Genomic DNA, 26,136 nt, shown 5'->3' on the forward strand with positions numbered 1-26,136 from the left:
CACCGCATTCCGATTGCCGGGCCGCCTGATCAGCGGGTCCGGCCCACCCGCAAAGTCGTCGTGTACAGGCGTTCCTCGCCCGGTTCCAGGAAAGTCATGGACCCGTCCTCCCTGGCGGCGGTCTCGCCCTGCACATGGTGCGTGGAGGGCTCAAATCCCACTGCGTACGCTCCCTCGCGCAGGTGCATCCACTGGAAGAAGGACGGGAACTGCACCGCGTCGTACTCCAGCTCGAAGTACATGCCCAGACGGTCGTTCACCAGCCGCGGCCGTACGGAACCGTTGGCGTCCGGTTCCAGCTCGTGCTCGTAGACCTGCTCGACGAACCCGGACAGCGGGCCCTGCATGTCGGTGTTCGAGACGCCCTGCTCGGCGACGCTGTCGCTCTCCCACAAGGTGCGGCGCAGCGGCATCTGGTAGCGCGCGCCCTTGTCCAGGAAGGGCCAACCGATGTTGATGTGGTACAGGTACATGTGCGGTGTGGGGTCGAAGCCCGCGTTGCGCACCCGGTCGATGAGCCGGATTTCCGTGCCGCCGAGGTCGGCCTCGATGCGGCGGGTGAGCCGCAGATGTTCACCGAAGATCGCCGCTTGGCGCACCTCGCCTTCCGCCCAGAGCACGCAGCGGTCGTCGTCCTGCCACTGCTCGCCGTAGCCGGTGAGACGGGCCGGTAGGTTGGCGACCCGGCCGTGCAGTCCGTGGGAGACGGTACGGCGCGGCGGATAGCGGTACTGCGAGGCGTCCACCTCGGCGCCGAACAGTGTGTGGTCGAGCCCAGCGGTGAGCAGCAATCCCGAGAAGCTGCGCATCATCGACAGGCCGTCGTCGTCGCGGTATTCGTGCAGGCCAGGATGGCGGAACCCGGTCGCGGAGCGCCAGCCGAAGCCGCGGCCCTCGAACTCCGCCCTGCCAAGGTCCATGGCCCGGTCCACGAGAACGTCGAAGGAGAGGCCCGAACCGGTGCGGAACTCCAGCGTGCGGATGCCGCGTTCTGAACCGTCGTCCAGGACGACGGACCGCACGCCGCCGGCTGCGCCGAGGTCGCCCGCGAGCCGGGCGAGGGCATGGCGGTCGTAGTCGCGTCCGTTCAGCTTCACGCCATCACCCACCCTCCGTTGACTTCGACGCACTGGCCGGTGACGAAGGAGGCATCCGGTCCGGCGAGGAACGACACCACGGAGGCCAGCTCTTCGGGACGGCCGCGACGCTTCAGCGCCTGATGATCGAGCACGTGCCGCCTGTAGATTTCCGGGTCGTCGTGGATCTCCTCGGCCGCGGTGGGGAACGCGCCGGGGGAGACGCAGTTGACGCGGATCTCCTCAGGTCCCAGCTCGCGGGCGAGTGCGCGGGTGAACGCGACGGCTGCGCCCTTCGTGGAGACGTAGGCGGCGAGCGAGTCCCAGCCTCCGTGCATGGTGATCGAGGCGATGTTCACGATCGCCCCGCCGCCTGTGCCGGCCATGCGGCGCGTGGCGGCCTGCGCCGCGACCCAGTAAGCACGCTGGTTGACCGCGACCACTTCCTCGTACTCCGCGAGCGGTACGTCGAGGAACCGCCGGCTCGGGTACACGGCGGCGTTGTTGACCAGGACGCGCAGCGTTCCCAGCTCGCCCGCGGCCCGTTCGACTGCCGCCTCGATTGCCTCCGGGTCGCGCAGGTCGGCGGTGAGTGCCAGCGCGCGGGCACCGGCCTTCTGAACCTGCTCGACCGTCTCTTCCAGCGATGCGGTGTCGCGGTCAAGCGCGGCGACATCGTGGCCGTCGGCGGCCAGGCGGCAGGCTATGGCCCGGCCCAGGGCGCCACCGGCGCCGGTCACGAGTGCTACTTGTGGTTGTTTCATCGGTGGTCCCATCTTCCCGGTTCCGACCGGGTGCCGCGGGGGCGGATCGAGGCGTTGACACTCCGAGCGGTGCCCGCCTAGCGTGGATGTTAGCGCTGCCGGTAGCGCTAACAACAGAGCCCGGGAACAACAAATGCCGCGATGAGGTGGCGTGTTCTGCCCTCTTCACCCTCGCCTCCCTTTCCGCTTCCTTCCTCCAAGGAGTCCCATGACGACGCGCGACACGCCCGGGATACTTGCCGGGTACCGGGTCCTCGACTGTTCCATCGCCATGGCCGGTCCTTTCGCGGCACAGCGGCTCGGCGACCTCGGGGCCGACGTGGTCAAGGTCGAGCCGGTCACCGGTGAGTGGCAGCGGCACGCCGCGGCGGGTGGTGCGGCCGGCAACCGGATCAACGTCTCCTTCCTGTCGCTGAACCGCAACAAGCGCTCCGTCGCCGTCGACCTCAAGGACCCGGCGGGCAAAGAGGTGCTCCGCCGGCTCGTGGCCGGCGCCGACGTCTTCCTGCAGAACTACCGGCCCGGCGTAGCCGACCGCCTCGGCGTCGACTACGCCTCGCTGGCCGCGATCAACCCGTCACTCGTGTACGTCTCCATCTCCGGCTACGGCGAAGACGGGCCCTACGCCCAGCGCCCCGGCCAAGACCTGCTGCTCCAGGCGATGTCCGGTGCCATGCTCTCCACCGGCTGCGCCGGCGAGGCGCCGCGGGCCGCGGGGCAGTACCTCGTGGACGCCGTAACGGCGTCCACCGCGTTCGAGGGTGTGCTCGCCGCGTTGCTGCACCGCGAACGCACCGGCGAGGGCCAGCTCGTAACGGTGAACATGCTCGACGCCGTCACTACCCTCCAGATGCAGGAACTGTCGGTGCACACCGTTGGCGGACTGGCGCAGTCCCGATCCGCGGAGCCGCACGCGCACGTCTACATCCGCGCGCCTTACGGCGCGTTCCAGACCGCCGACGGCTACATCGTCCTTGCCTTCCCGCCCCTGAAAACGCTCGGTGAGCTCCTCGGCGAAAACAGTTTCCTGTCCATGGAGGACGAGGAACACAGCTGGACCCACCGCGACGAGATCTTTTCCCGCACCGCGTCCCGGCTGCTCGCCCGGACCTCGCGCCACTGGCTCGACGCTTTCGAAGCCGCGGGCATCTGGGCCGGCCCGGTCTACGGCTACTCGGACCTGGTCGAGGACCCGCAGATCCGGCACAACGGCACCTTCGTCACCTACGACCACCCCACCGAGGGCCGCGTGAAGGTGCCCGGATTTCCGTACAAATTCTCGGCCACTCCGCCCCGTATCGACCGTGGCGCGCCGCTCACCGGCGAACACACCCGCGAGATCCTGGCCGAAGCAGGCCTCGACGAAGGGGCGATCGAGGAACTTTTCGCCTCCGGCGCCGTGGCGGAGACGTCGTGACCCACACCGGGCTGACGTGGGACCATCCACGCGGCCACGACGCCCTCGCCGCCGCGGCCGGCGACCTCGTGCACTGGTCGGTCCAGCCGCTGGAAGGCTTCGAATCCCACCCCGTCGACGAGCTCTGCGCCCGTTACGACCTCGTCGTGCTCGACCATCCCCACCTCGGTGAGGCGCTCGCGTCCGGCTGTCTTCGCCCGCTCGACGACCTGTTCGGCCAGGAGGAGCTGGACCGCTGGCGCACCGGCTCGATCGGTCCCACCATGGGCTCGTACACCATGGACGGCAGGCAGTGGGCGCTCCCGCTGGACGCGGCCACGCAGGTCGCCGCCACCCGGCCCGATCTTGTGGGGGAGCCCCCCGCCACCTGGGACGAGGTGCAGCGCCTCGCCCGCCGTGCGCCGGTGGCCCTGTCGCTCGCCGGACCGCATGCCTTCCTCACCTTCGCCTCCATCGCGGTCGCACTCGGCGAGGAGCCGGCCGCAGACCCGGACGTGCTGATCAGCGACGGGACGGGACGCGCGGTCCTCGACCTCATGGCGGCCGTCGACGCTCTCGCACCGGCCGAAACGCGCGCCCTCAACCCGATCGGGCTGCTGGAGCTGATGTCGCGCACCGAACGCGTGGCGCACTGCCCACTGGTGTACGGCTACGTCACCTACGCCGACCGGCTGGCGTTCACCGACGCTCCCGCCGCGCGACCGGGAGGACGGCCGGGCTCCACCCTCGGCGGCACCGGCCTCGCCGTCAGCTCCCGCTGCACCACCACTCCCGAACTGCTGGATCATGTCCGCTGGCTGATGTCCCCATCCGCCCAGCGGGAGTTCCTGCCCGAACACAACGGGCAGCCCAGCGCGCGTGCCGCCTGGACCGACCCCGCGGTCGTTGCCGCGGACTTCTACCGCCGCACCACTGCCACCTGTGAGCAGGCCTGGGTCCGCCCCCGGCACGCCGGCTACATCGGCTTCCAGGCAGCGGCCTCGGCCGTCGTCCGGGCCGTCCTCGCCAAGGAGACCAGCCACCGGGCCGCACTCGACCGGATGCGCGTCCTCTACCGCACGAGCCGGACCACGAAGAAGAGGCGAACATGATTGACACTGTCAGTACCCCGCCCGGCCTCGGTACCGAACACGTACTGCTCGACGTGGCCAACCGCGTGGCCACCCTCACCCTGAACCGGCCCGAGAAGCTGAATGCCGTCACCCCTGAGATGTCCTGCGCCTTGGTCCGTGCCGTGGAGTGGTGCGATACCACGGACGACGTCCGTGCCGTGGTCCTGACCGGTGCGGGCGGGCGCGCCTTCAGCGCCGGATCGGACATCCGCGAACTCGACGGCTATCGCACGCCGTGGGAGTTCCGCAACCGCCTCGACTACTGCGACGCCATTCGTGAGGCGCGAACCCCCACCATCGCGGCGGTCGGCGGCTACGCACTCGGCGGCGGGCTGGAGACCGCCCTCTCCTGCGACATCCGTCTCGCCTCACGGACGGCGTCCTTCGGGGCTCCGGAGATCACGCTCGGCTGGATCGGGGGCGGCGGCATGGCCGCCTTCCTCAGCCGCGCAGCAGGCCCGAGCAATGCCGCACTCATGCTGCTCACCGGCGAACGCATCGACGCTGAAAGGGCGTTGGCATGGCACCTGGTCAGCGAGGTGGTTGCCCCCGAAGAGCTGCTTGACCGGGCCCGCGCCCTCGCTGCAGTGATCGCCTCCCGGGCCCCCGTGGCGGCGGAGACCGCCAAGATCAACCTGCGGGCCGCTGGGAACCTGCCCGAGGACCAGGCTCTCGCCTACGAGCGGGACCTGCAGACCATCTGCTTCGCCACCGAGGATGCCGCCGAGGGCCGCCGCGCATTCGCCGAGAAGCGCCCGCCCGTCTTCCGCAAGGCCTGAGAGGAACGTCATGAAACACTGGCCCGACGCCGCGACCACCCTGCCGGGCGACGGTACCGAGGGGGCACTCGTCGGCCGGGTCTGGCGACCCGGCATCGGACCCTCCGTCGTCGCGGTCCGCGAGAGCGGCGTGCACGACGTGACGGCGTCCTTCCCGACCGTCCGGGATCTGTGCGAAACACCCGACCCGGCCGCGCAGTTGCGGGCGGCCGACGGCGAGCGCATCGCCGGACTCGACGAATTGCTGGTCAACACCCCGCCAGGAACGCGTGATCCGGAAGATCCCTGGCTGCTCGCACCGGTGGACCTACAGGCGGTCAAGGCCGCCGGCGTGACCTTTGTGGCGTCGATGCTGGAGCGGGTGATCGAGGAACGCGTACGGGGCGAGGCGTCCGGAGCAGCCGAAGTGCGCGAGCGTATCCGCGGCCTGCTCGGCGACGACCTGGCGTCCCTGCGGCCCGGCTCCAAGGAGGCCGCCGCGCTGAAGGAGCTCATGGTCGCCCGGGGAATGTGGAGCCAGTACCTGGAGGTCGGCATCGGGCCTGACGCCGAGATCTTCACCAAGTCCCCGGTGCTCGCAGCGATCGGTGGCGCGACGGACGCCGGGGTCCTCACTTCGTCGCGGTGGAACAATCCCGAGCCGGAGATGGTGATCGTCGTCTCCTCCGCCGGGGCCGTGGTGGGCGCGACCCTCGGAAACGACATCAATCTGCGAGATGTGGAGGGTCGTTCCGCCCTGTTGTTGGCCAAAGCGAAGGACAACAACGCCTCGGCGGTCCTCGGGCCGTTCGTGCGGCTCTTCGACCGGAGCTTCGGCATCGACGACGTGCGGAAGGCGGCGGTGACCCTGACCGTCGAGGGCGACGACGGGTACCGGCTCGACGCGGTGTCCTCGATGTCTGCCATCAGCCGCGATCCCCTTGAACTCGTCGGCCAGTTGATCGGCCCGCACCATCAGTACCCAGACGGCGCGGTGCTCTACCTCGGCACGATGTTCGCACCCGTGGAGGACCGTGACACACCGGGCGAGGGCTTCACGCATCACGACGGTGACCTGGTCACCATCGCCACGCCCCGACTCGGCGCACTCGTCAACCGGATCAGGCCGAGTGACGCCTGCGAACCGTGGAACTTCGGCCTCGCCGATCTGATGCGGTCGCTGTCCGCTCGGGGAGCACTGTGACGCACGGCGTGACGACCGGTCGGCAGCACCGGGAAGAGGGGGCAGCGGCGGGAGCACTGGATATCGTTTCCGGTGTGACTCAGCCGCCCCTCCGCCCCCGCAAGCGTTCCGCGACCCGTTCCGTGACCCTGTCGGACGTGGCGGCGGCGTCCGGTGTGTCGGCCCAGACGGTCTCCCGTGTCGTGCGCGACCCGCGGTCGGTGCCGGACGCGACCCGCGCCAAGGTCGAGGCGGCCATCGCAGCGACCGGCTATGTGCCCAACCTCGCAGCCAGCAACCTGGCGTCGAACCGGAGCCGCACCGTCGGTGTCCTGGTTCCGCAGATCAACGCGTCGGTCTTCGCGGACACGGTCCACGCCTTCTCGACCGCCCTCGCTGCCGATGGCTACCAGATCTTCGTCGGCACGACCGACTATCAGCCGGAGCACGAGGAGGACGTGCTGCGCAGCTTCCTCGGTCGGCGGCCTGACGGACTGCTCATGGTGGGGACCGACCATACCCCGGGTACCCTCGCCCTGCTGGGGGCGGCCGGAGTCCCCGTGGTGGAGACCTGGGGCTGGTCGGACGAGCCGGTGGATCTGCTGGTCGGCTTCTCCAACGCGGCGGCGGCGTCCGCGATGGTCGCGCATCTCGCCGGGCGGGACCGGCGGAGGATCACGTTCGCGGGCCGGCACACCTCCGGCGATCCCCGGGCCGCGGAACGCCTCGACGGCTACGCGACCGCCGTCCGCGAGCTGCTGGGGGCGGCCCCGCGCACGGTGGACGCGGGACCGGAGCCGGTCACCATGGATACCGGCGTCGCCTTGCTGGACCTGGCGCTGGAGCGGTATCCGGACTCCGACGCTGTGATGTTCTCCAGCGACGTCTTCGCCGCCGGAGCCCTGCAGGCGTGTGTGCGGCGGGGGATCGACGTGCCGGGCACGCTCGCTCTGGCCGGTTTCGGCGACTTCGAGTTGGCCCGGCATCTCGTCCCGGCGCTGACCACGGTGACGGTACCCAGTACTCTCATCGGCGAGCTGGGGGCCGAGCTTCTGCTGAAGCGGATGCGCGGTGCCCCGGTCAGCGCGCCACACCGTGACGTGGGCTACCGGATCGTCGCCCGCGAAAGCTCCTGATGGAGCGGACCCTCCACTCCGGGCACCGTCCACCATCCTCGCCGTCGGCGGCACTTCCAGGTCCGCGACGCGGTGGCCGGACCCAGCGGCGCGTCCAACCACGGGGAACTCGTCCGGTTCGTCCCACCGGCCGTCGGCGGGGGAGAGGACCGAGGCGTCAGCACCCACCGTATGTCCCGGTCGATGCCGAGCCCGCCTTCGACGTTCGCGCCGGTGAGTGAAGCCCACCGTTCGTGAAATTCGACCGACTCGCGTCGCGCGGTCGCAGAGTGCCAGTTCTGCCGTGGAAGCCCCGGCCGGGCCTGTGCGAGGCGCCCGTCGCGAGTGGCCCCGGCGGGGAGCGCGTGCGCCCTCACCGCGGATGCGGCGCGGTGCGGCCGTTCCCCTCCCAGGAGCTATCGCTCATCACTTATGATACGAGTGATGACTTTGCACGTTCCGTTAGCCTTGAGTCCTCGTACCGCGGGGGCCGGGCACACCTGCACCACACATGGGGAGTCGCTGACCAGATGAGTAATCCATCCGCGGACGCCGTTGCCGTGTCCCGCCATCAACCGCGCCGGCCGCCCCTCGCCGCTGCCGTCGTGCAGAGCCTGGCGACGGCCATCGTGCTCGGCGAGTATCCGCCCGGGACCGCGCTTCCGTCGGCGGGCGACCTGTGTGAGCAGTACGAGGTGAGCCGCACCGTCATCCGTGAAGCGACCACGACGCTCTCCGAGAAGGGCCTCGTCGCGACTCGCCAGGGCTGGGGGACAGTTGTGCTCGATCAGGAGCAGTGGAGTCTTCTCGACCCCCTGATCCTCGACGCTCTCTTCCAGCGGAAGGACCGTTTGTTCTTCCTCGACAACCTGATCGAAATCAGGACGACTCTGGAGTGCGCCATGTCCGCACGCGCCGCCCGGGTCATAGAGGACGCGCAGTTGGCAGCGCTCTCGTCCAAGCTCGACGAGCTCGCGACCCTCCGGGACGACCCGGCGGCCTACTCCCGCGCCGACATCGAGTTCCACGAGATTATTCACCGCGCGTCGCGCGACGCGTTCGGGCGCGCCATCGTGTCGAGCATCCAGGGAAAGGCCGTGCGCTCCCCCCAGTACAGTGGCGACCCGACGCGCGAGGACATCGAGCTCACGCACCAGGCGCATGCACGGGTCGCAGCCGCGCTGCTCGCCCGGGACGCCGACGCAGCGGCCGAGGCGATGCGGGACCACATCACTTCCGCGTGGGCTCGACGGCGGCCGCTCGGCACGTCCGGGACCTGACGCGAGTCCATCCACGGGCGCACCTGGCTGTCCGCAGACGTCGCCGGAGCGCCGGAGAAGACCGGACAGAGCGGAGGATCGCGGATCAATCCAGATGGAAGACCTCTTCGGCTTGCACCCAGCGTTCCCCGGGCTCCGCCGAGTCCAGGGGCTGTTGGCAGGGATCGGTGAGTGTCCACCACCGCTGGGTGTCCGGATCGGCGGCGACGGCGGCCATGTCGGCTTCGTAGTCGTCGCCGGTGTGCTCGTAGTAGGCGAACAACGTGTGGTCGCGCAGGAAGATGGAGTACGAGGTGATGTGGGCGCGGGAGAGGGCGTCCAGCACCGGCTGGGGGACCACGCGGTGCAACTCCCGGTACTTCGCCTCCTGTTCCGGGAGCAAGCGGATCACCGAGGCGACGCGGCGCGGGGCATGGGGTGCGGGCATGGCAGGGGGACTCCTTCGGGGAGGCAGGGCCGGTTCGGGAAGGACCTCCGCCGGCCGGGCGCGGTGGCCGGGATCATCCCTTCACGGCTCCCGCCGCGAGGCCGCTCATGACGTGACGTTGCATCACGATAAAGATCACCAGGATCGGGATCACGGCGAGCAGCAAGGTGGGGAACACCTTGGTGTAGTCCGTGGAGTACTGGCCGACGGCCGCGTACACGCCGGTGGTGACGGTGTAGACGCCGCTGCCGGGACCGAGGATCATTTGCGGGCTGGCGAAGTCGTTCCACACGCTCAGCGAGTTCAGGATGAACACGGTAGCGATGATCGGCCGCATCAGCGGCACGATGATCCGCCACAGCGTGTAGTACTTGCCGGCCCCGTCGATCGACGCAGCCTCGTCCAGCGACCGGGGCAGCATCCGGATGTAGCCGAAGAAGACGAACAGCGTGAACGGGATGGTGGTGGCCGTCATGAACAGGATGAGACCGGGCATCGTGCCCATCAGCCCGACGGCGCGGAGCACGAAGATGACCGGCACCAGGATCACCTGGGTCGGGATGAACATCCCCGCGATGAAGAAGAACAGCAGCAGCCGGGAGACCGGCGTCGGGGTGCGGGCCAGTACGTACGCGGCGGGGGCGCACACCACCATGGCCAGTACGTTCACGCAGAGCACCAGCGCGATGGTGGTGCCGTAGCCCTTGAGGATGCTGAAGTCCGGGTTGTTCCAGGCGTCCGCGAGGTGCTGGAACGTTGCCGTACCGAGGTCCAGCGTGAACGGGTTGCTGAGAATGTCCTGTTGGCTCTTGAAGGCGTTGACCACCAGGATGTACATGGGCACGAGCATGCCGACGGCGAGCAGGGTGATGAGCGCCACCCGCAGGGTGGCGGCCGAGGTGAGTGTTTTCTTCATCCGATGGACTCCGCGTCGTCCTCGGCGCGCCTGCGCAGGAAGAGGACCGTGAGGGACAGGACCGCAGCCGCGAGGATCAGCAGCACGGCTTGGGCCGATGCCAGGCCGATGTTCCGCTGCGGGAACGAGACAGCCAGGATCGAGTAGGCGAGGGTCTTGGTGGACCCCGCGGGACCGCCCCCGGTCAACGACACGACGACGTCGTAGGTCTTCAGCAGCGAGATACCCGAGGTGATGACGGCGACCGTCACCGTGGACGCCAGCGAAGGCCAGGTGACGGCACGGAAGGTCTGCCACCGGCCGGCGCCGTCGAGCTTCGCCGCCTCCAGAAGATCCGCCGACACGGCCTGGAGCCCCGCCAGATAGAGGACCAGCTGGACGCCGAACAGGGACCAGACGATGACGAGGATCATCGACCACAGGGCCCAGTCAGGGTCGCTGAGGAAGGGCAGGCTGTCGGTGCCGACCTTTTCCAGCATGGTGTTGACCACGCCCTGGGGCCCGAGGATGGCCTGCCACAGGAAGCCGACGACCAGCGCGCTGAGCACGTGCGGGTAGAACATGACGACACGGCCAAAGGTGTTGAACCGGTTGGTGCGCTGCAGCAGCAACGCGAGACTCAGCGCCGCGAGATTGACGGCGATCGCCCCCACCACGGCCACCACGACGGTGATCACCATGGTGCTGGTCATGTCGTCGGAGCTGAAGACGGTGCGGTAGTTGTCGAGACCGATGAACTCGGGGACACGGGTGGGGAATCCGTTGTACTCGGTGAAGCTGTAGTAGAACGCGTAGATCACCGGTACGACCAGCAGGGCGGCGTATATCAGAACCGCGGGGACGACCATACTGACGGCGGCGCCCGCGTGGCGCCATCCCCGCGGCTTCGAAGAGAGTTTGCGTGCCATGGTCAGCGGTTCTCGTCGACCCACTGGTCGATGGCCTTGGCCGCGTCGGCCGGGCTCGCTCCCGTGTAGAGGCTCTGCGCGACCTCCGTGAACTTGGGGTTGAAGCCGGTCACGGGCAGCCGGACGTTGCCCTGGCCCTCGCCGACGGCGACCAGCGCCGGAGCATCGTCCAGAATGGCCTGGATCTGGGAGCCGACACCGGTCTGCTTGACGTCGGAGTCCTTGCGGAACACCCCGTCGGAGCCGAGCTGCGCCTTGATGGCCGCCGGGTCGGTGACCAGGAACTCGACCAGCTGCTTGGCGCCGTCCTCGTCCGCCGCGCCCTTGTGCACCATGTACGGGTTGGCCATGGTGGCGCCCTGCGGACCGGGATAGCTCTTGCCGTCGGCGGCCGGCGGGGAGAACACGCCCACATCGAAGGGCAGCGTCCCGGCCTTGGCCAGAGTGGCGGCGAACCAGCTGCCGTTGGTGTAGAGACCTGCCTTGCCGGCGACGAAGTTGCCGTCCGCCTGCGAGGGGTTGAGGCCGACGTCGCTCTTGGCTATGTAATGGGCGTCGATCCAGTCCGCGTACATCTGGAATGCCGGCTTGTACGTCTCGCCGACGGTGAGCTTCTCGTCCTTGACGGCGCTCTGCCACTTCGGGTGGAGCTGGTTGAGCGTCGGGTGGTAGATCTGCTGGAGCTGGAGGCCGGTCTGGTAGTCGCCGGCGGTCTGCATCGGTGTGTAGCCGGCCTTCTTCAGCTCGCCCAGGTCGTCGGTCAGCTCCTTCCAGGTCGTGGGAGTCGCGGTGATGCCGGCCTTCTTGAACGCGGACTTGTTGTAGTAGACGAGTGACTGCGGCTGCGTGCCGACGCCGACCGCGTAGTGCGCGTCACCGATGGCGTACTCGTCGAACATCGGGGTGTTCTTGGCCCAGTCCTCACCGCTGAGGTCGACCAGCTCCGGCGCCGTGTCGTCGTCCGGAAAGATGGACTGGATGACGTCGGGAGCGGTCCCCGCGGCCAGTTGCTGAGGGAAGGACTCGGCGACGGACTTGCCGGTCGGACCCTCGATCTTCACCTTCAGACCGGTCTTGTCCTCGAACGGCTTGACCAGCTTCTCCCAGTAGGACTGATCGAGGTTGTCGGTCAGATTGACCATCATCCGGATCTCGCCGTCCTTGCTGCCGGACGCGCCGGTGCCGGACGAGCAGGCTGTGAGGAGCATCAGCGGAACCACGGCGGCAACGACGACGCCGCGCGCCTTGCTCCCTCGGTTGGCAGACATCATTGTCATCTCTCTTTTCCTCGGTAGGGAAAGCTGGGGATCAACATCCACTGGACGGTGAGGGGTGGTCATTGGGGTCGGGCGTCACAGCCGCCCCCGGTAGGGCAGGGGGCCGACGGCCGTGATGTCCGTGGGGGCCTCGTCGCCGTCGACGCGGTAGATGCCGTCGTTGGCGACGAAGAATTCGGGTACACCCGGGTAACGCAGGTCCTCGGGCAGCGGCTCGCGGTCGGTCCAGGCGAAGAACTCCCGGGTGAAGGTGCCTTTGTCCTTGCGGCCGTAGATGTGCAGGTCGCCCGCGGTCAGCGGGGAGCGCACGCACCAGTGGACACCGGACTCGGCCCAGAACGCGCGGTCGCTGACCAGCACCGACTGCCGGTCCCTGGGTGCGAGTACCTTGTCCCAGAAACCTTCACCCGGACCGAGCCTGGCCAATAGGAACATCAGATCGTGGGCGTGCCAGGCGGTGCTGGGGGCGATATCGGCCTCGTTGTGCCAGCCGCTCGCGGAGGCGAAGTAGCCGCCGGGCGTCTGGTAGCCGGCATAGGTCGCCAGGCACGCCTCGGTGAACGCTTCCAGTTCGGGGTCCGGTCCCTCGGCCAGCACCTCGTGGATGCCGTACAGAGTCAGCCCCATGCCCGCGATCAGCATGGGCGTGTCGGTTTTCAGGAGACGGTCGCCCTGGACGTACCAGTAGCGGTGGTAACGGGTGGCGCCGGTGGTGTCGGTCCAGGCGGAGCGGGCCACATGCCGACACAGGCGCTTCGCCTCGGCCAGCAGCTCCGGGTCGCCCTGAGCGCGGTAGCCGAGCACCAGAGGGACGATCATGAGGCCGTAGTACTCGGCCGGTTCCAGAATGCCGCCCTCGGCGCGGTCCCGTACGGTGCGGAACGTGCCGGCACTGTCCGCGTCGGGCACGCCGCGGCGGTGGAAGAGCCGGACCAGGGTGTCGAGGTCCTCGGGTATCTGGTCCGCGTAGGTCTTGTCGTCGGAGAGCTCCGTGTAGAGCTGCTTGACCCAGACCCGGGCGTACTCCTGGTTGCAGGTACCGTCTTCGCCGGCCCGCCCGCCCCCGTACATCTCGCACGCGTCGAGATTGTGGCGGACGGCTGCCAGCGCGGCGCTCACCTCGACGGCGGGCAGCAGATGGCGGGCGTGCTTCAGGGCGAGCAGCATGCCGAGGCTGCCGACAGCGTTGTGGATGAGGCCGGTGGTGGCCGACTCGCCGACCTGGAAGCCGATGTGCTGGTACTGGCCGTCGGGCTGCAGCTCGACGGACTGGTAGCGCAGCAAACGCCGCAGCAGCTCGATGCCGCGCTCGTCGGGCTGCTCGGCCACGGCCTGCCCGAAGGCGCCGACGGCCGGGCCCGCGAAAGTGCTGTGTCCGCAGGTGAAATCCAGGAAGGTGAAGGGGTTTGTGCCCCACACACTGTGGTTGTGGAAGCCGTTGATCGCCCCTTCGTCCGTCACCCAGGTGTGCAGCCAGCCGGCGAGTGCGGCCGTGTCCGGCCTGGTCGTGCGGTGTTCCATGGCGTTCCCTCCGGGGTGGTTTACACGGCCGAGTCGCGTGCGGCATCCAGCAGACCGGCATTGATGCGGTAGAAGCGGGCGGCCGTGCCGCCCAGCACTGCCGCGCGGTCGTCGGGGTCCAGCGGGGCGAGTAGTTTCCGGCACGCCTCCCAGGTGCGCTCGTAGCCGCCGGCCAGCAGTGAGACGGGCCAGTCGCCGCCGTACATCAGACGGCGGGGACCGAAGAGTTCCAGCGCGTCCTCGACGAACGGGCGCACCTGTTCCGCCGTCCACGCGCCGAGGGGCCCGGAGCTGGAGTAGAGGCCGGAGACCTTGGCGTGGACGCCGGGGTGGCGCGCGGCAGCGGCGATCAGCCGTCGCCATGCGGCACGCTCCGCGGCGCCGCCGCCCACCGGAGGCTTGCCGAGGTGGTCGATGACCAGACGCAGCTCGGGATGACGGGCGGCCAGCTCCGGCACATGGGCCAGGGCCGCGGGCGACGAGGTGACGTAGTCGAACGTCATACCCGCTTCGGCGAGCAGCGCTAGTCCCTGGCCGACGTCCGGGCGGAGTATCCGGTCCGGGTCGGGATCCTCGTGGACCAGGGCGCGTACGCCCACCACGTGGGGGTCCCGGCGCAGCGCCGCGAGGCGGGTGCGGGCCCGGCCGGGGGCGTCCAGCGGAACCCAGGCGACGACGGCCACCACTTCGGGGTGCGTCGCCGCGGTGGCCAGCATGTGGTCGGTGTCGGCGTCGTTGTCGGCGGCCTGCACGAGTACCGTAGCCGTGACGCCGGCTGCCCGCAGCGCGGGCCGCGCGTCTGCGAACCCCATCGCCCGGTCGATCGGTGCCATGGCAGGGCCGAGCCAGTCGTACGGAGCGCGGATGGGGTCCCAGACGTGCTGGTGGGCGTCAATGACGGTCATGACCGTCCTCCCGCCGCCTGCGCAGCGTACCCGTCGGGCAACAGACCGAGGCGGGTCAGTTCGTCCCAGAGAGCGTCGGGGACGGAGGCCGCCAGCCGGTCGGCGTTGGTACGGGACTGGCCGGCGTCCCGCGCGCCGAGCACCACGGAGATGACCGCGGGGTGAAGCAGGGGGTAGGCGATGGAGGCCTCCGGCAGGCTGCAGCCGTGGTCTTCGCAGACGTCGGCTATCACGGCCGCCTGGGTGAGCAGTTCACGAGAGGCCGGCTGGTAGTCGTAGGTGGCGTGGAGTGGTGGGCGGGGGGCCGAAAGCAGCCCGGAGTTGTAGACGGCGGCGGCGACGACGCCCACGCCGCGTACCTGCGCAAGCGGCAGCAACTCGTCCTGGGCCGCGTGGTCGAGCAGGGTGTGACGACCGGCCACCATGACGACGTCGACATCGCAGCGCCGGACGAACTCGGTGAGCATGGCGGCCTGGTTCATGCCGACGCCGACCGCCGTCACCACGCCTTGGTCACGCAGTTCGGTGAGGGTGTCGACGCCGGTCGTGGACGCCTCCTGCCAGTGGTGGTCGGGGTCGTGGAGATAGACGATGTCGACGTGGTCGAGGTTGAGACGCTCCAGACTGCCCTCCAGGGACCGCAGGATCCCGTCCCGGCTGAAGTCCCAGCTGCGACGGAAGGCCGCAGGCACCGCGAAACCGCCGTCGTCCAGTTGGTGTGCGGTCTGCGGGCTCGGCACCAGCAGTCGGCCCACTTTGGTGGAGACGGTGTATTCGGCCCGGGGGCGCTGTGCGAGCGCTGCACCGAGGCGGCGTTCGGACAGTCCGAGCCCGTAGTGCGGGGCTGTGTCGAAATAGCGGACGCCGCTCTCCCAGGCCGCGTCGACGGCGCCTTGGGCGTCCTCGTCGCTGGTCGTCCGGGCGAGGTTGCCCAACTGGGCTGCTCCCAGGCCGAGTTCGGTCAGTGCGAGGCTGCGGGCGCAGGTACGGGTACGCATCCTTCTCACCGAACCCTGGCGCGCCCGGAGGCCGCGAGGTCCTCCGGGTGGGCGAATGGGAGGCCTGCGGCGAACCGTTCCACCTCGTCGGCGACGGAATCGCCGATGCGGTGCAGCTCACCGCCCATGGAGCCCGCCATGTGGGGGGTGAGAACGACGTTGTCCAGTGTCCACAGCTCGCTGTCGGCGGTTGGCGGCTCCGGATCGGTGACGTCGAGCACGGCGTCTATCCGGCCGGTGCGCAGCTCTGCCGTCAGGGCGTCCTGGTCGACTACGGCTCCCCGCGCGGTGTTCACCAGCGTCGCTCCGTCGCGCATAAGGGCGAGCCGCCGTGCGTCTATCTGACCTCGCGTTTCGGGGGTCAGCGGCTGGTGCAGGGAGATCACCTGACTGCTCCTCATGAGTTCGTCGAGCGTCACCGGCCGCGCATCGAGGGAGATGGCCTCTTCCGTCGTGAGCGTGGGGTCATACAGGAGCACGTCCAGGTCGAAGGGGCGGAGCAGGGCGAGCACCGCGCGGCCCACGGTGGAGGCTCCGACGATGCCTACGGTCTGCCGGTAGTTCCCGCCTGTCGGGGGTGCGGCAAAGTGGTCCGGAAGGTTCCTGGCCCGCCGAAACTCCCGCGCGGCGGGGAGTACCCGTTTGCCGGCCAGGAGGATCACGGCGAGCGTGTACTCTGCCACGGGCCCGGAGTTGGCGACGCGGGCGTTGGCCGCGACCACGCCGCGGACGGCGAAGAATTCGGGCTCCTCCAGGCAAGTCGCGGCGACCCCGCCCGCGTAGACCACGGCTCGCAGCCGGGAGACATACGGCAGATGGGCCGCCCGGACGACGGGCGCGTCCCAGCCCGCGACGAGAATTTCCGCCCCGGCCAGCGCGTCCCGCGACTGCGGGGATTCCAGCTCCGTGAGGACGAGGTCGGTGTCGATATCGGCGGCATTGCGCATGCGGGTGAGAGCGTCTTCGTCGAAGAGGGCGCGGGTCAGGCCCGGCGGGTTCATGGCGAAGACGGCGCGGGGCCGCGTCACGGGGCAATCCCCCTCTCGGTGTGACCGTCGCGGGGAAGGCGTTCGACGGTGGCTCGGACACGGTCGCCGGCAGCCCGGCCGTCGAGGCCGGGCTCGGCCACAAGACGCAGACCAGCGACGGACGGACGTACATGGGGTCCGTCGGGCTGGGCCCAACCGGCGGTCTCGTTCAGTCGCGCGACGGCTGCTTCGTCCACCGTGATGCCGAGGCCCAGGGCATCGCCGAGTACGATGCCGCCGTCGGCGATCACCTGGTCCACGGTGAGTCCCACCGGGGCTGAGGTGTCCTGCACTTCGGTGACAAGATGGTTGGGGGCCGCGGCGGCAGCGTGTGCCAGCGGGTTGGCCTCGTAGCCGACCGGGCTGACCGGCAGGTCGTGTCCGTGAGCGAGGGTGGCGACCCGCAGGAAGTGCGTGATGCCCCAGACGCTTCCGGTCTGCACCACCTGCACGGCGTCTCCGGCCAGCAGGGGACGGAATTGTTCCAGCCCGGTCAGGTTCTCGCCGGTGGCGACGGCGGTGCGCGCGGCACGGCTCACGGCCCGGTTCCCTGCCACGTCCCACCGGCGTACCGGTTCCTCGATCCAGGTGAGATCGACGCGGTCCTCGATGCGGGCCAGCAGCCGTACCGCCTGGTGCCTGCCCCAGGTCTCGTTGACGTCGAGCATCAGGGCGGGAGAACGGGTGTTGGCGCGCAGCACCTCAGCCACCGCGCTGAGCCGCAGGATGTCGCGGTCCGTGTCGAGACCGCCCTTGATCTTGGCGCCCGTGAAGCCGCGTTCGGCCCAGCCGGCGTACAGCGCAGCCAACTCTTCGTCGCAGAGGGCGATGTCCAGGCCGGAGGCGTAGCCGGGAACGAAACGGTCGGCAGCGCCGAGTGTGCGCCACAGCGGTTCGTCGGCCATCTTCGCCTTGAGGTCCCACAGCGCCATATCGAAGGCGCCGATGGTCCCGAAGGCGGCGCCGCCGTGGCCGCTCTTGAACGTCTGGGCCAGCATCCGGTCGTAGAGGGCGGTGACGGCGCGCGGATCCTGGCCCTCGATGGCGGGGAAGATTCGTTGCGCCTCGGCGTGGGCGCCGAGACCCACCCCGGTGAGGCCGCCGTCGGTCTCGACCAACACGACCGGGACTTCGGTGACACCACCCGCGACGAAGCCGTTCGCGTCCCCGACCGGACGGCCCCAGTTGTGGACGGTCCGGAGGGTCCGGTATCCGGTGATCTTCATCTGCTCCCCCTCTGTGTGCTCGTTCGCCGTCCCCTGGGCGGAGGCACCTTCGCCTCCGGGACACCACGGTGGTGGCTGATGCGCTCCGGGCCGGTGACTCGTAGTCCGGAAGCTCGGGCGCGGACCGTGGGGGAGTGTGCCTGGGCACGTGGCCCGCGCTCGATGACCGCACCTTGCTGATGTTTCGGGGTGTGTGTCCTTCGAGCAGGGAAATGGCGGTGCACGGCCGGGGGGAGGCCCTGCACCGCCCCCTCAACAGTCGTAACGTATCATACAAGTGATGACCTGATAGGCCGACTTCGCACGGGACCTTCCAGGAGGCGGCCGTTGACCGTCACGCGGTGCATCGACAGGTCTGTGACGGACTGGAGCACCATGCCCTGCGCGGCGTCGCCGAAGGTCAGCCGGTCGAGCCGGACATCGCTGACCGGCGCTTCGGGACGGGCGCGGACACGCACCGGGTACTCGCAGCGACCGCCCACCGACCAGCGGGCCACAGACAGGCGCGACACCTCCGCGGGCAGCGCCCCGCCGGTGTCCCCGGCGTACTGGAAGGTGACCTCGAAGGGTACGTAAGTCCAGGCGGGCGCGTCGACGTCGGTGACCCGGACGTTCCGCACGTACCCGCCTCGGGTGGGCGTCGACTTGACGGCCAGGACCGAGGCGACGGACGCCTCGTCCAGATCCGGGTTGAACGGCAGGCTGAGCCGCCGCGCGACCACGTCCGATACCCCGCCGCTCATCTCGCTACCGATCGCCACCGCGGCCCCGCCGCTGAGGTACACGCAGTCCTGGATACGGATGTGTCGCGAGGGGACCCCGACACGCCTGCCGTCCTGGTCACGGCCGGACTTGATGGCGATGCAGTCGTCGTGCGTGGCGAAGGTGACCCGCTCGATCATCACGTTCTCGCACGAGTCGGGATCGCAGCCGTCGCTGTTGGGGCCCTGGCACTCCACGCGGACGTCACGGACGGCGATGTTCCGGCTCAGCACCGGATGGATGTTCCAGAACGGGGAGTTGCGCAGTGTGACGCCCTCGATCAGGACATTGCTGCACGCATAGGGCTGGATGAAACTGGGGCGCAGAAAGTGCCCCTCGCCCAGGACGCGCTCGGTCACCGGAACTCCCTGTGCGCCCCACTGCTCCAGAGTCGCCCAGTCCGCACGCTCGTTGGGCATGCCCGTCTGCCATCCGTACTGTCCGGAGCCCTTCCAGGGCCACCAGTGCGCGTGGTCGCTCTGTGCGTCGAGGACCCCCCGGCCGGTCACGGCGATGTCGTGCTGGCCGTAGGCGTAGACCAGGGGCGAGTAGTTGTGTACCTCGATGCCCTGCCAGCGCGTCCGCACAACCGGCAGGTAGGCGGCCGGATCGGTGCTGAAGTGCACCGTCGCTCCCTCGGCGACATGCAGGTCGACACCGCTGAGCAGGTGGATCGCGCCGGTCACCCAGCGGCCGGCGGGTATCAGCACGTGTCCGCCACCGGCCTCGTGGCAGGCGCGTAGGGCCGAGCGGATCGCGGCGGTGCAGTCGGTGACGCCGTCGCCCACGGCGCCGTGGGCGGTGACGGGAATCCAGACGTCGGGGAAGCGGGGGCCCGGCCGGCCGGCGGCCGCCGCCCCCGTGGCGTGGGCCAGCGGGACCGCGGCGGCGGCCATGGCTCCGAAGCGGAGGAGTCTTCTGCGTGTCGGATCACTCACGGATGTGTCCTTCGGTGAGATGGGCTGGTGGTCCGCGGTCGCTCTACTGCCCGGAAGGGCCGCCGGGTTCGGCCGGATCGGGGAGGTAGCGGTCCACCTCGCCCGCTGCATGGGCGGCGAACATCGGCCCGGCGACATCGGGGTCGCCGGAGCGCAGGACGTCCAAGAGCTCCGCGTGGTGCTCGGCCAACGCGCCCCAGCCGCCGACATAGCGGGGGTCGCCCAGCACATGGAGATCCCACAGACTGGACTCGATCATGCGCCACAGGCGGATCAGCGCGTCGTTGCCGGAAGCCTCGCACACGTGGCGGTGAAAGGACATGTCGGCGCTGCGGAAGGCTGCAATATCATCCTTGTCCACAGATCGGCGCAATTGCGTCACGTCGTCGGTCAGCAGCCGCGTGTGCTCGGCGTCCAGACGGCCGACGGTTCGGCGGGCCACATACTCCTCGAACATGACCCGGATGTCCCGTACGTCCTGGGCCTGCTGCTCGGAGATCCGCGCGACGCGCGAGCCCCGGTGCGGCTGGGAGATCACCAGACCCTCGTACGCCAGCCGCCTGATCGCCTCACGGGGCGGGGCCTGGCTGGTTCCGACCCGGCGGGCGATCTCCGACTCCACCAGGCGCTGACCCGGCACGAGTTCACCACTGACGATCCAGTCGCGCAGCAGCGTGTACACGTGGTCGGAGAGCAGCTGGCGCGGCATGCGAGCCGGGACCGGCGCCGGTCCGTCCCCGTCCGGCTCGGCCCCCGGGCTGGGCCCGGCGTTCCGCGGCCGTGTCGGCTCGGGCAGCTCGGCGGCCTGTTCGCGCCAGATGCGGGCCACTGTCGACTGGGACAGGCCCAGCGTGTCCGACAGGGAGCGGGTGGAGGGCACCGGCGAGCCGTTATCGGCCTGCGCGAGCACAGCGGCGATGCGCGCCTCCGCCTCCCGCCTGGTGACGCTGCGCGGTCGGCCCGAGCGGGGTGCGTCGCTCAGCCCGGGCATGCCCCGACGCAGGTAGCGGGCCCGCCACTTGGCCACGGTGGCGGGACTGACCTGGAGCCGCTGGGACACCTCCACGTTGGTCAGCCCTTCGGCGCAGGCCAGGACGATGCTGCTGCGCAGCCGCAGTGTCCCGGGTGGCTGACGTGAGTAGTCGGACAGGGCCGCCCGGTCCTCCTCGCTGAGCTGGGGAAACGCCTGCGGATCGGGAACTGTCATGGCATCGCCACTCCGTAGTTGCGTGGATTTATGACTCGGAAGGCCGCAGTAACGCCGTCCCGCACACATCAACTTATTGTTCGTGCCGGTGTATTGACGGAGCCTGGGCCCGAACATCTTACTTATCGTGCTCGATCAGTGACCCACTAGATCGTGCGCCGCGATGCCCGCCGAGGAGGAAACGCTGCGTGAACGAAGGACCGGCGAGGTGGGGCCCGGAAGAGCCGGCGCCACGTTGTCCGTCCGCTCTGAACACCATCCCCAGCCCGGCCCAGGACACCTGGAATCCACCGAAGGGGGCAGCTGCCCCCCGTCATGACGGCCCACGCGACGGCACACCGTGCCCGCGCATGCCCGGCCGAATCCATTCCTGCGCCCATCACGTACGTATGGCCCGGCGGAGCGTTCCTGCTGCCCGGTGACCGCGAGCGACGACAGGCCGAACGTGAAGCCGCGGTGACGTGATCAGACCTCGTCACCGCGTACAGGAGCACGCCCGGGTGCGGCACGACCTGTGCCCGCACCTGGCGTCCACCCGTCCAGGGCCGAACGACAAAGCCACAGAACGCACGTGGCAAGGAGGCTTCATGCCCATCAACACCCTCGTAAGTCGAAGGTCAAGACTTCCGCTGCTGCTTGCGGCCGGCGCCCTGCTGGTCAGCGGGGCGACGCTGAATGTCCCGCACGCGAGCGCGAATGCGAAGCCGGCCGACTGCAAGGCCACCGATCTCTTCGTCGCGCCCGACGGGAGCGACAAGGCCGACGGCACAAAGAGCCGCCCCTTCAAGACCATTGCAGAAGCCCGCGACCACATCCGCGACAAGGGTCTCAACCGCTCCGGCCGGATGCACTGCGACATCAACGTCAACCTGCGCGCGGGCGACTACCCGGTCTCCAAGACCATCGACTTCGACGACCGCGACTCGGGCGTCGATGGCCACCGGGTCGTGTACCGCTCCTACGACGGCGCCGGCAAGGCCCGCGTGATGGGCGCTGCTCCGGTCACCGGATGGAAGGAGTACAAGGACGGCATCTACCGTGCCGACGTCGGTACCGACAAACCCTTCTACACCCTCTTCGAGGACGGCAAGCGTGCCACCACGGCCCGCTACCCCAACCGCAGGTCCGACGACGAGTGGGCTCCTTACATGACCTCCGTGCTCAAGGAGCCGGAGAAGGAGGCTGTCCATCAGTGGCTGTACTCCAAACCCGGTGACTGGAACGCGAGCTGGGACCTCAGCAACGCCCAAGCGGTCGTCTGGTCGGGCGGTAGCTGGAGCTGGTTCACCGACACCGTTCCGATCCATGACTGGAACCCGGCGAAGAACCAGATGACGCTGAAGTACTGGACCCGCTACGCACTCATGAACTCCCGCGGCGGCTCACGCTACTTCCTGCAGAACTCGCTGGACTTTCTCGACCAGGCGGGCGAGTACTACATGGACTTCAAGAAGGGACAGGTCTACTACAAGCCGCGCGGCGACATCAATGACGTCACCGTGCTGCGGCCCACCGTGAAGACCCTGTTCAATCTGGCCGGGCCGGACCCCGACCGGCGCGTGCAGAACATCTCCCTCGACGGGCTCTCCCTCCAGTACACCGACTTCGTCGACTGGTACCGCTACGGCTGGATCAGCGACGGTGACTCGGGTGAACCGCACAAGTATCCGGAGTACGACCGGCAGATCGAGCTGCCTCGCAACCGCTTCGGCGCCGTCACCGTGACCAACAGCAAGGACATCACTCTGTCCCGGCTGCACATATCCGACACCGGGTACCACGCGGTGTACGCCCTCTTCGCGAACGACGGACTGACGGTCCGGGACAGCCTGCTGGAGAACATCGGCGGCGACGGGATCAAGGTAGAGGGGCCGTATCCGGGCGAGGGCAACACCTCCAACGGCCACCTGCTGACCAACAACTACATCACCCACTACGGCGAACTGGTGCCAGGCGATGCCTCCGGTATCGAGCTCCAGAACACCGGTCACAACACGATCAGTCACAGCCACATCAAGCACAGCGCGCGCTACGGCGTGAGCCTCGAAGTGCGGCCCGAGGTCGCGCCCGAGGACGACTACGCCCATGACAACACCTTCGAATACCTGCGCATCGACGAAACCGGCCTGGACAGCGGCGACATGGGCGCCTTTTACGCCTACGGCGTCAGCAACTTCGAGCCGCACACGATCGACAACCATGTGCGCCAGGTCGTCATCGGTGACGTGATCCCGGACAGTTCCATGCCGGACAGCGGTACCCGCGGCGTGCACATGGACGCCGGCGGTTGTGGCTTCAGCTTCGAGAACATCGAAGTCGGCAAGGTCACCGACCAGAAGTACCAGAGCTATCAGTGCAACGACGTCAAGAACGCCAACTGGGAAGACGGCTTCGACACATCGAAGATGGAGTACGAGAAGATCGGCGTCACCGCGTCCTTCCCGTACCCGCTGCCCGAGGGCGACACCCAGTGACCGGTCGCTGACCGGACACCCCGAGGAGTACGGGCCCGGTCGCCGCGACCGGTGACGGTCCGGACGAACGGGCCCGTCCCCCCGGGGGCATGCCACGCCGCCGAACTACGCGGGCTGCCTGGGACCACCACCCACGCGGCGGCGCCGCGCCGGCCGGGCGCCGGAGCACATGCGATTCCAACGGTCCGCTGCCGATGGCGGCTCTCTTCGAAGTGACGCGCGACGACACCGGTCCGGTGGTCGCGCGGGAAGCCGGCCTGGCTGCGCCGCCGCCGGGCCGGCTGCGGACGGCACCCGCCGCCCGCGCGGCCGGATCGGCACGCCTACTGCCCGCACAACACAATGGAGGCACCCCATGTCCGAGTTGTCCCGACGAAACGTCCTAGCCGTTGCCGGAGCATCAGCTGCGGCGGTCGCCCTGAGCGCGGGAGCCGCGCAGGCCGCACCGGGCGTGGCTGACACCGCCGAACCCCCGGACGCCGGCTCCGTCCACGGCCCCAACCCCATGCGCCTGTGGTACGAGGCTCCGGCCGCGGAGTGGCTGGAGGCACTGCCGGTCGGCAACGGCCGGATCGGCGCCATGGTCTTCGGCGGTACGGACACCGAACGGCTACAGCTCAACGAGGACAGCGTGTGGGCCGGCGGTCCGCACGACTACATCCGTCCCGGCGCTGGAGCACACCTGGACGAGATCCGCCGCCTGGTGGTGGAGGAGAAGTGGAACCAGGCGCAGCGGCTGATCGACACCAAGTTCATCGGCACCCCCTCCGAGCAGGTCGCCTACCAGGTGCTCGGCGACCTCGAACTTACCTTCACCGGGACGGGCGAGGTGACCGACTACGAACGCGAGCTGGACCTGGAGGAGGCGGTCGTCCGCACAAGCTACACGCGCGGCGGTGTACGCTATGTGCGCGAGGTTTTCGCCAGTACCCCCGACCAGGTCATCGTCGTGCGGATGACCGCCGACACCCCGGGTGCCATCGGCTTGACCGCCCGCTTCACCACCCCTCAGCGGGCGACAGACTCAGCCGTGGACGCCCGCACCGTCGCGCTCGACGGCGTCAGCGGCGACTGGTATGGCCTGCCCGGTTCCGTTCACTTCCGCGCACTTGCCCGCGCGCAAGCGGAGGGCGGCAAGGTCTCCACCGATCAAGGGGCGCTGATCGTCGAGGGCGCCGACAGCGTGACCCTGCTGATCTCCATGGCAACCAGCTACCGCAACTACCGAGACGCCGGCGCCGACCCGAAGGCCAGAGCCCGCCGGCACCTTGATCCAGCGGCCGGGCGGCAGTACGAACAGCTGCGAACCCGGCACGTGGCCGACTACCGGAGGCTGTTCTCCCGGGTCGGTATAGACCTGGGTCTCTCGGAGCGGACCGGTCTCCCCACTGACCAGCGCATCCCGCTCTTCGCCGACGGAAAAGACCCGCAGCTCGCCGCGCTCTACTTCCAGTACGGCCGCTACCTGCTGGCTTCCTGCTCCCGCTCGCCGGGCCAACCCGCCAACCTCCAGGGTCTGTGGAACGACAGCCTCAACCCGGCCTGGGAGTCCAAGTACACCGTCAACATCAACTTCGAGATGAACTACTGGCCGTCGGGCCCCGCCAACCTGGCGGAGTGCTGGGACCCCGCCGTGCAGATGGTCCATGAGCTGGCCGAGTCCGGAACCCGCACCGCCAAGGCGATGTACGACGCACCCGGCTGGGTACTGCACCACAACACGGACGGCTGGCGGGGGACCGCGCCCGTGGACGCCGCACAGTACGGGATGTGGCCGACCGGCGGCGCCTGGCTCTGCGTGATGCTCTGGGACCACTACCGCTTCACCGGCGAAAAGGGCGCTCTGAGCCGCAACTACCCGGTGATCAAGGGCGCGGTGGAGTTCTTCCTCAACACGCTGGTTGTGGACGCGAAGACCGGCTGGCTCGTCACCAACCCCTCGCAGTCCCCCGAGGTCACCCACCACCAGGACGAGGGCGAGAGCGTCAGTATCTGCGCCGGTCCCACCATGGACATGCAACTCCTGCGGGACCTGTTCGACGCCTACCGGCAGGCCGCGAAGGTACTGGACCGGGATGCCGGACTTGTCGAACGGGTCACCGAGATCCGCGAACGCCTTGCGCCCACGCAGATCGGATACCTCGGCCAGATCCAGGAGTGGCTGGAGGACTGGAAGGAGGCCGCTCTGGTACACAGCCGTCACGTCTCCCACCTGTACGGCGTCTTCCCGAGCGCGCAGATCAACCCCCGCACGACTCCGGAACTCGCCGCGGCCGCGGCGAAGAGCCTGGAACTGCGCGGAACGGCAGGTCAGGGCTGGTCCCTCGCCTGGAAGATCAACCTGTGGGCCAGGCTCCTGGAACCGGCGCGCGCCTACAAGCACCTGTCGGACCTGCTCACCCCCGCCCGCACCGCCCCCAACCTCTTCGACCTGCACCCGCCGTTCCAGATCGACGGCAACTTCGGAGGAATCTCCGGCATCACCGAGATGCTGCTGCAGAGCCACGCCGACGAGATCGACCTGTTGCCTGCGCTTCCCGAAGCATGGCCCGCCGGTTCTTTCCGCGGGCTGCTGGCCCGCGGCGGATTCGAGGTCGACCTTGCGTGGACGGTGGACGGGATCACCCACGCGGAGGTGCGCTCCCTGCTCGGCAACCCGGTGCGCATCCGGACCCCACACCCGATGGACGTCGTCGGTGCCGGTGCCGACCGCCCCGAGGAGTGCGTGGTGTCTTTCGATACTCGCCGAGGCGCCCGGTACCGTTTGACCGCGCGCACTGGTCGCTGACCCGGGAAGCGGCACACCAGCTTTGAAACGGCCCGCCGAAGAAACCGACGGGCCGC

21 protein-coding genes are annotated in these 26,136 nt (G+C 69.1%); 8 read left to right on the forward strand and 13 right to left on the reverse strand.

The window, feature by feature from the left end:
* Positions 1-29: 29 nt before the first annotated feature.
* Together AB0M87_RS14355 and AB0M87_RS14360 are read right to left on the reverse strand one after the other, a co-directional pair.
* Entirely contained in the window at positions 30-1,097 is a 1,068-nt protein-coding gene (locus tag AB0M87_RS14355; protein WP_365852496.1) for an aldose 1-epimerase family protein, read from the reverse strand.
* Complete coding sequence (locus AB0M87_RS14360; protein ID WP_365852498.1) at positions 1,094-1,840, reverse strand: SDR family oxidoreductase; 747 nt, start codon at positions 1,838-1,840, stop codon at positions 1,094-1,096. The genes AB0M87_RS14355 and AB0M87_RS14360 overlap by 4 nt, the downstream gene beginning before the upstream one ends.
* A gap of 208 nt (positions 1,841-2,048) precedes the next feature.
* On the opposite strand from AB0M87_RS14360, the gene AB0M87_RS14365 reads away from it, so the two are divergent.
* From AB0M87_RS14365 to AB0M87_RS14390, 6 genes are all read left to right on the forward strand, one after another.
* Entirely contained in the window at positions 2,049-3,257 is a 1,209-nt protein-coding gene (locus AB0M87_RS14365) for a CoA transferase (RefSeq protein WP_365852500.1), read from the forward strand.
* On the forward strand, positions 3,254-4,348 hold the full coding sequence (locus AB0M87_RS14370) for an extracellular solute-binding protein (RefSeq protein ID WP_365852502.1): 1,095 nt from the start codon (positions 3,254-3,256) through the stop codon (positions 4,346-4,348). The genes AB0M87_RS14365 and AB0M87_RS14370 overlap by 4 nt, the downstream gene beginning before the upstream one ends.
* Positions 4,345-5,148 carry an enoyl-CoA hydratase/isomerase family protein gene (locus AB0M87_RS14375; RefSeq protein ID WP_365852503.1) on the forward strand — a complete coding sequence of 268 codons (804 nt, stop codon included), beginning with the start codon at positions 4,345-4,347 and terminating at the stop codon, positions 5,146-5,148. Before AB0M87_RS14370 ends, AB0M87_RS14375 begins: the two co-directional genes overlap by 4 nt.
* Positions 5,149-5,158: 10 nt before the next feature.
* On the forward strand, positions 5,159-6,331 hold the full coding sequence (locus AB0M87_RS14380) for a fumarylacetoacetate hydrolase family protein (protein ID WP_365852505.1): 1,173 nt from the start codon (positions 5,159-5,161) through the stop codon (positions 6,329-6,331).
* Between the two features lie 74 nt (positions 6,332-6,405).
* Positions 6,406-7,446, forward strand: a complete 1,041-nt coding sequence (locus tag AB0M87_RS14385; RefSeq protein ID WP_365852507.1) for a LacI family DNA-binding transcriptional regulator — start codon at positions 6,406-6,408, stop codon at positions 7,444-7,446.
* A gap of 509 nt (positions 7,447-7,955) precedes the next feature.
* The gene (locus AB0M87_RS14390) at positions 7,956-8,705 is read left to right on the forward strand and encodes an FCD domain-containing protein (RefSeq protein WP_365852509.1); all 750 of its coding nucleotides are present in this window, start codon (positions 7,956-7,958) and stop codon (positions 8,703-8,705) included.
* Between the two features lie 85 nt (positions 8,706-8,790).
* Here AB0M87_RS14390 and AB0M87_RS14395 read toward each other — a convergent pair whose 3' ends face one another.
* The 11 genes from AB0M87_RS14395 to AB0M87_RS14445 all read right to left on the reverse strand — a co-directional run bounded on the left by AB0M87_RS14395 (position 8,791) and on the right by AB0M87_RS14445 (position 20,818).
* Positions 8,791-9,132, reverse strand: a complete 342-nt coding sequence (locus AB0M87_RS14395; protein ID WP_365852511.1) for an L-rhamnose mutarotase — start codon at positions 9,130-9,132, stop codon at positions 8,791-8,793.
* 73 nt (positions 9,133-9,205) lie between these two features.
* Entirely contained in the window at positions 9,206-10,048 is an 843-nt protein-coding gene (locus tag AB0M87_RS14400) for a carbohydrate ABC transporter permease (protein WP_365852513.1), read from the reverse strand.
* Complete coding sequence (locus tag AB0M87_RS14405; protein ID WP_365852515.1) at positions 10,045-10,956, reverse strand: sugar ABC transporter permease; 912 nt, start codon at positions 10,954-10,956, stop codon at positions 10,045-10,047. Before AB0M87_RS14405 ends, AB0M87_RS14400 begins: the two co-directional genes overlap by 4 nt.
* A 2-nt stretch (positions 10,957-10,958) precedes the next feature.
* Positions 10,959-12,233, reverse strand: a complete 1,275-nt coding sequence (locus AB0M87_RS14410; RefSeq protein ID WP_365852517.1) for an ABC transporter substrate-binding protein — start codon at positions 12,231-12,233, stop codon at positions 10,959-10,961.
* Positions 12,234-12,308: 75 nt separating this feature from the next.
* Positions 12,309-13,754: a hypothetical protein gene (locus AB0M87_RS14415; protein ID WP_365852519.1), complete on the reverse strand. Its 1,446-nt coding sequence runs from the start codon at positions 13,752-13,754 to the stop codon at positions 12,309-12,311.
* A gap of 20 nt (positions 13,755-13,774) precedes the next feature.
* The gene (locus AB0M87_RS14420) at positions 13,775-14,659 is read right to left on the reverse strand and encodes an amidohydrolase family protein (RefSeq protein WP_365852521.1); all 885 of its coding nucleotides are present in this window, start codon (positions 14,657-14,659) and stop codon (positions 13,775-13,777) included.
* Positions 14,656-15,657, reverse strand: a complete 1,002-nt coding sequence (locus AB0M87_RS14425) for an aldo/keto reductase (protein ID WP_365852523.1) — start codon at positions 15,655-15,657, stop codon at positions 14,656-14,658. The genes AB0M87_RS14420 and AB0M87_RS14425 overlap by 4 nt, the downstream gene beginning before the upstream one ends.
* Positions 15,658-15,662: 5 nt before the next feature.
* Positions 15,663-16,685: a hydroxyacid dehydrogenase gene (locus AB0M87_RS14430; protein WP_365852525.1), complete on the reverse strand. Its 1,023-nt coding sequence runs from the start codon at positions 16,683-16,685 to the stop codon at positions 15,663-15,665.
* Positions 16,682-17,911, reverse strand: coding sequence for a mandelate racemase/muconate lactonizing enzyme family protein (locus tag AB0M87_RS14435; protein ID WP_365852527.1), 1,230 nt, complete (start codon positions 17,909-17,911; stop codon positions 16,682-16,684). Before AB0M87_RS14435 ends, AB0M87_RS14430 begins: the two co-directional genes overlap by 4 nt.
* A gap of 269 nt (positions 17,912-18,180) precedes the next feature.
* Positions 18,181-19,611, reverse strand: a complete 1,431-nt coding sequence (locus AB0M87_RS14440) for a glycoside hydrolase family 28 protein (RefSeq protein ID WP_365852529.1) — start codon at positions 19,609-19,611, stop codon at positions 18,181-18,183.
* 43 nt (positions 19,612-19,654) lie between these two features.
* Positions 19,655-20,818, reverse strand: coding sequence for an FCD domain-containing protein (locus AB0M87_RS14445; RefSeq protein WP_365852531.1), 1,164 nt, complete (start codon positions 20,816-20,818; stop codon positions 19,655-19,657).
* A gap of 587 nt (positions 20,819-21,405) precedes the next feature.
* Here AB0M87_RS14445 and AB0M87_RS14450 point away from each other — a divergent pair.
* Together AB0M87_RS14450 and AB0M87_RS14455 are read left to right on the forward strand one after the other, a co-directional pair.
* A complete protein-coding gene (locus AB0M87_RS14450) occupies positions 21,406-23,292 on the forward strand; it encodes a right-handed parallel beta-helix repeat-containing protein (RefSeq protein WP_365852533.1) in 1,887 nt (628 codons plus the stop codon).
* 355 nt (positions 23,293-23,647) lie between these two features.
* Positions 23,648-26,080: a glycoside hydrolase family 95 protein gene (locus AB0M87_RS14455; protein ID WP_365852535.1), complete on the forward strand. Its 2,433-nt coding sequence runs from the start codon at positions 23,648-23,650 to the stop codon at positions 26,078-26,080.
* Positions 26,081-26,136: the final 56 nt, after the last annotated feature.

The organism is Streptomyces sp. NPDC051320 (genome assembly GCF_040682175.1).
Lineage (GTDB): Bacteria > Actinomycetota > Actinomycetes > Streptomycetales > Streptomycetaceae > Streptomyces.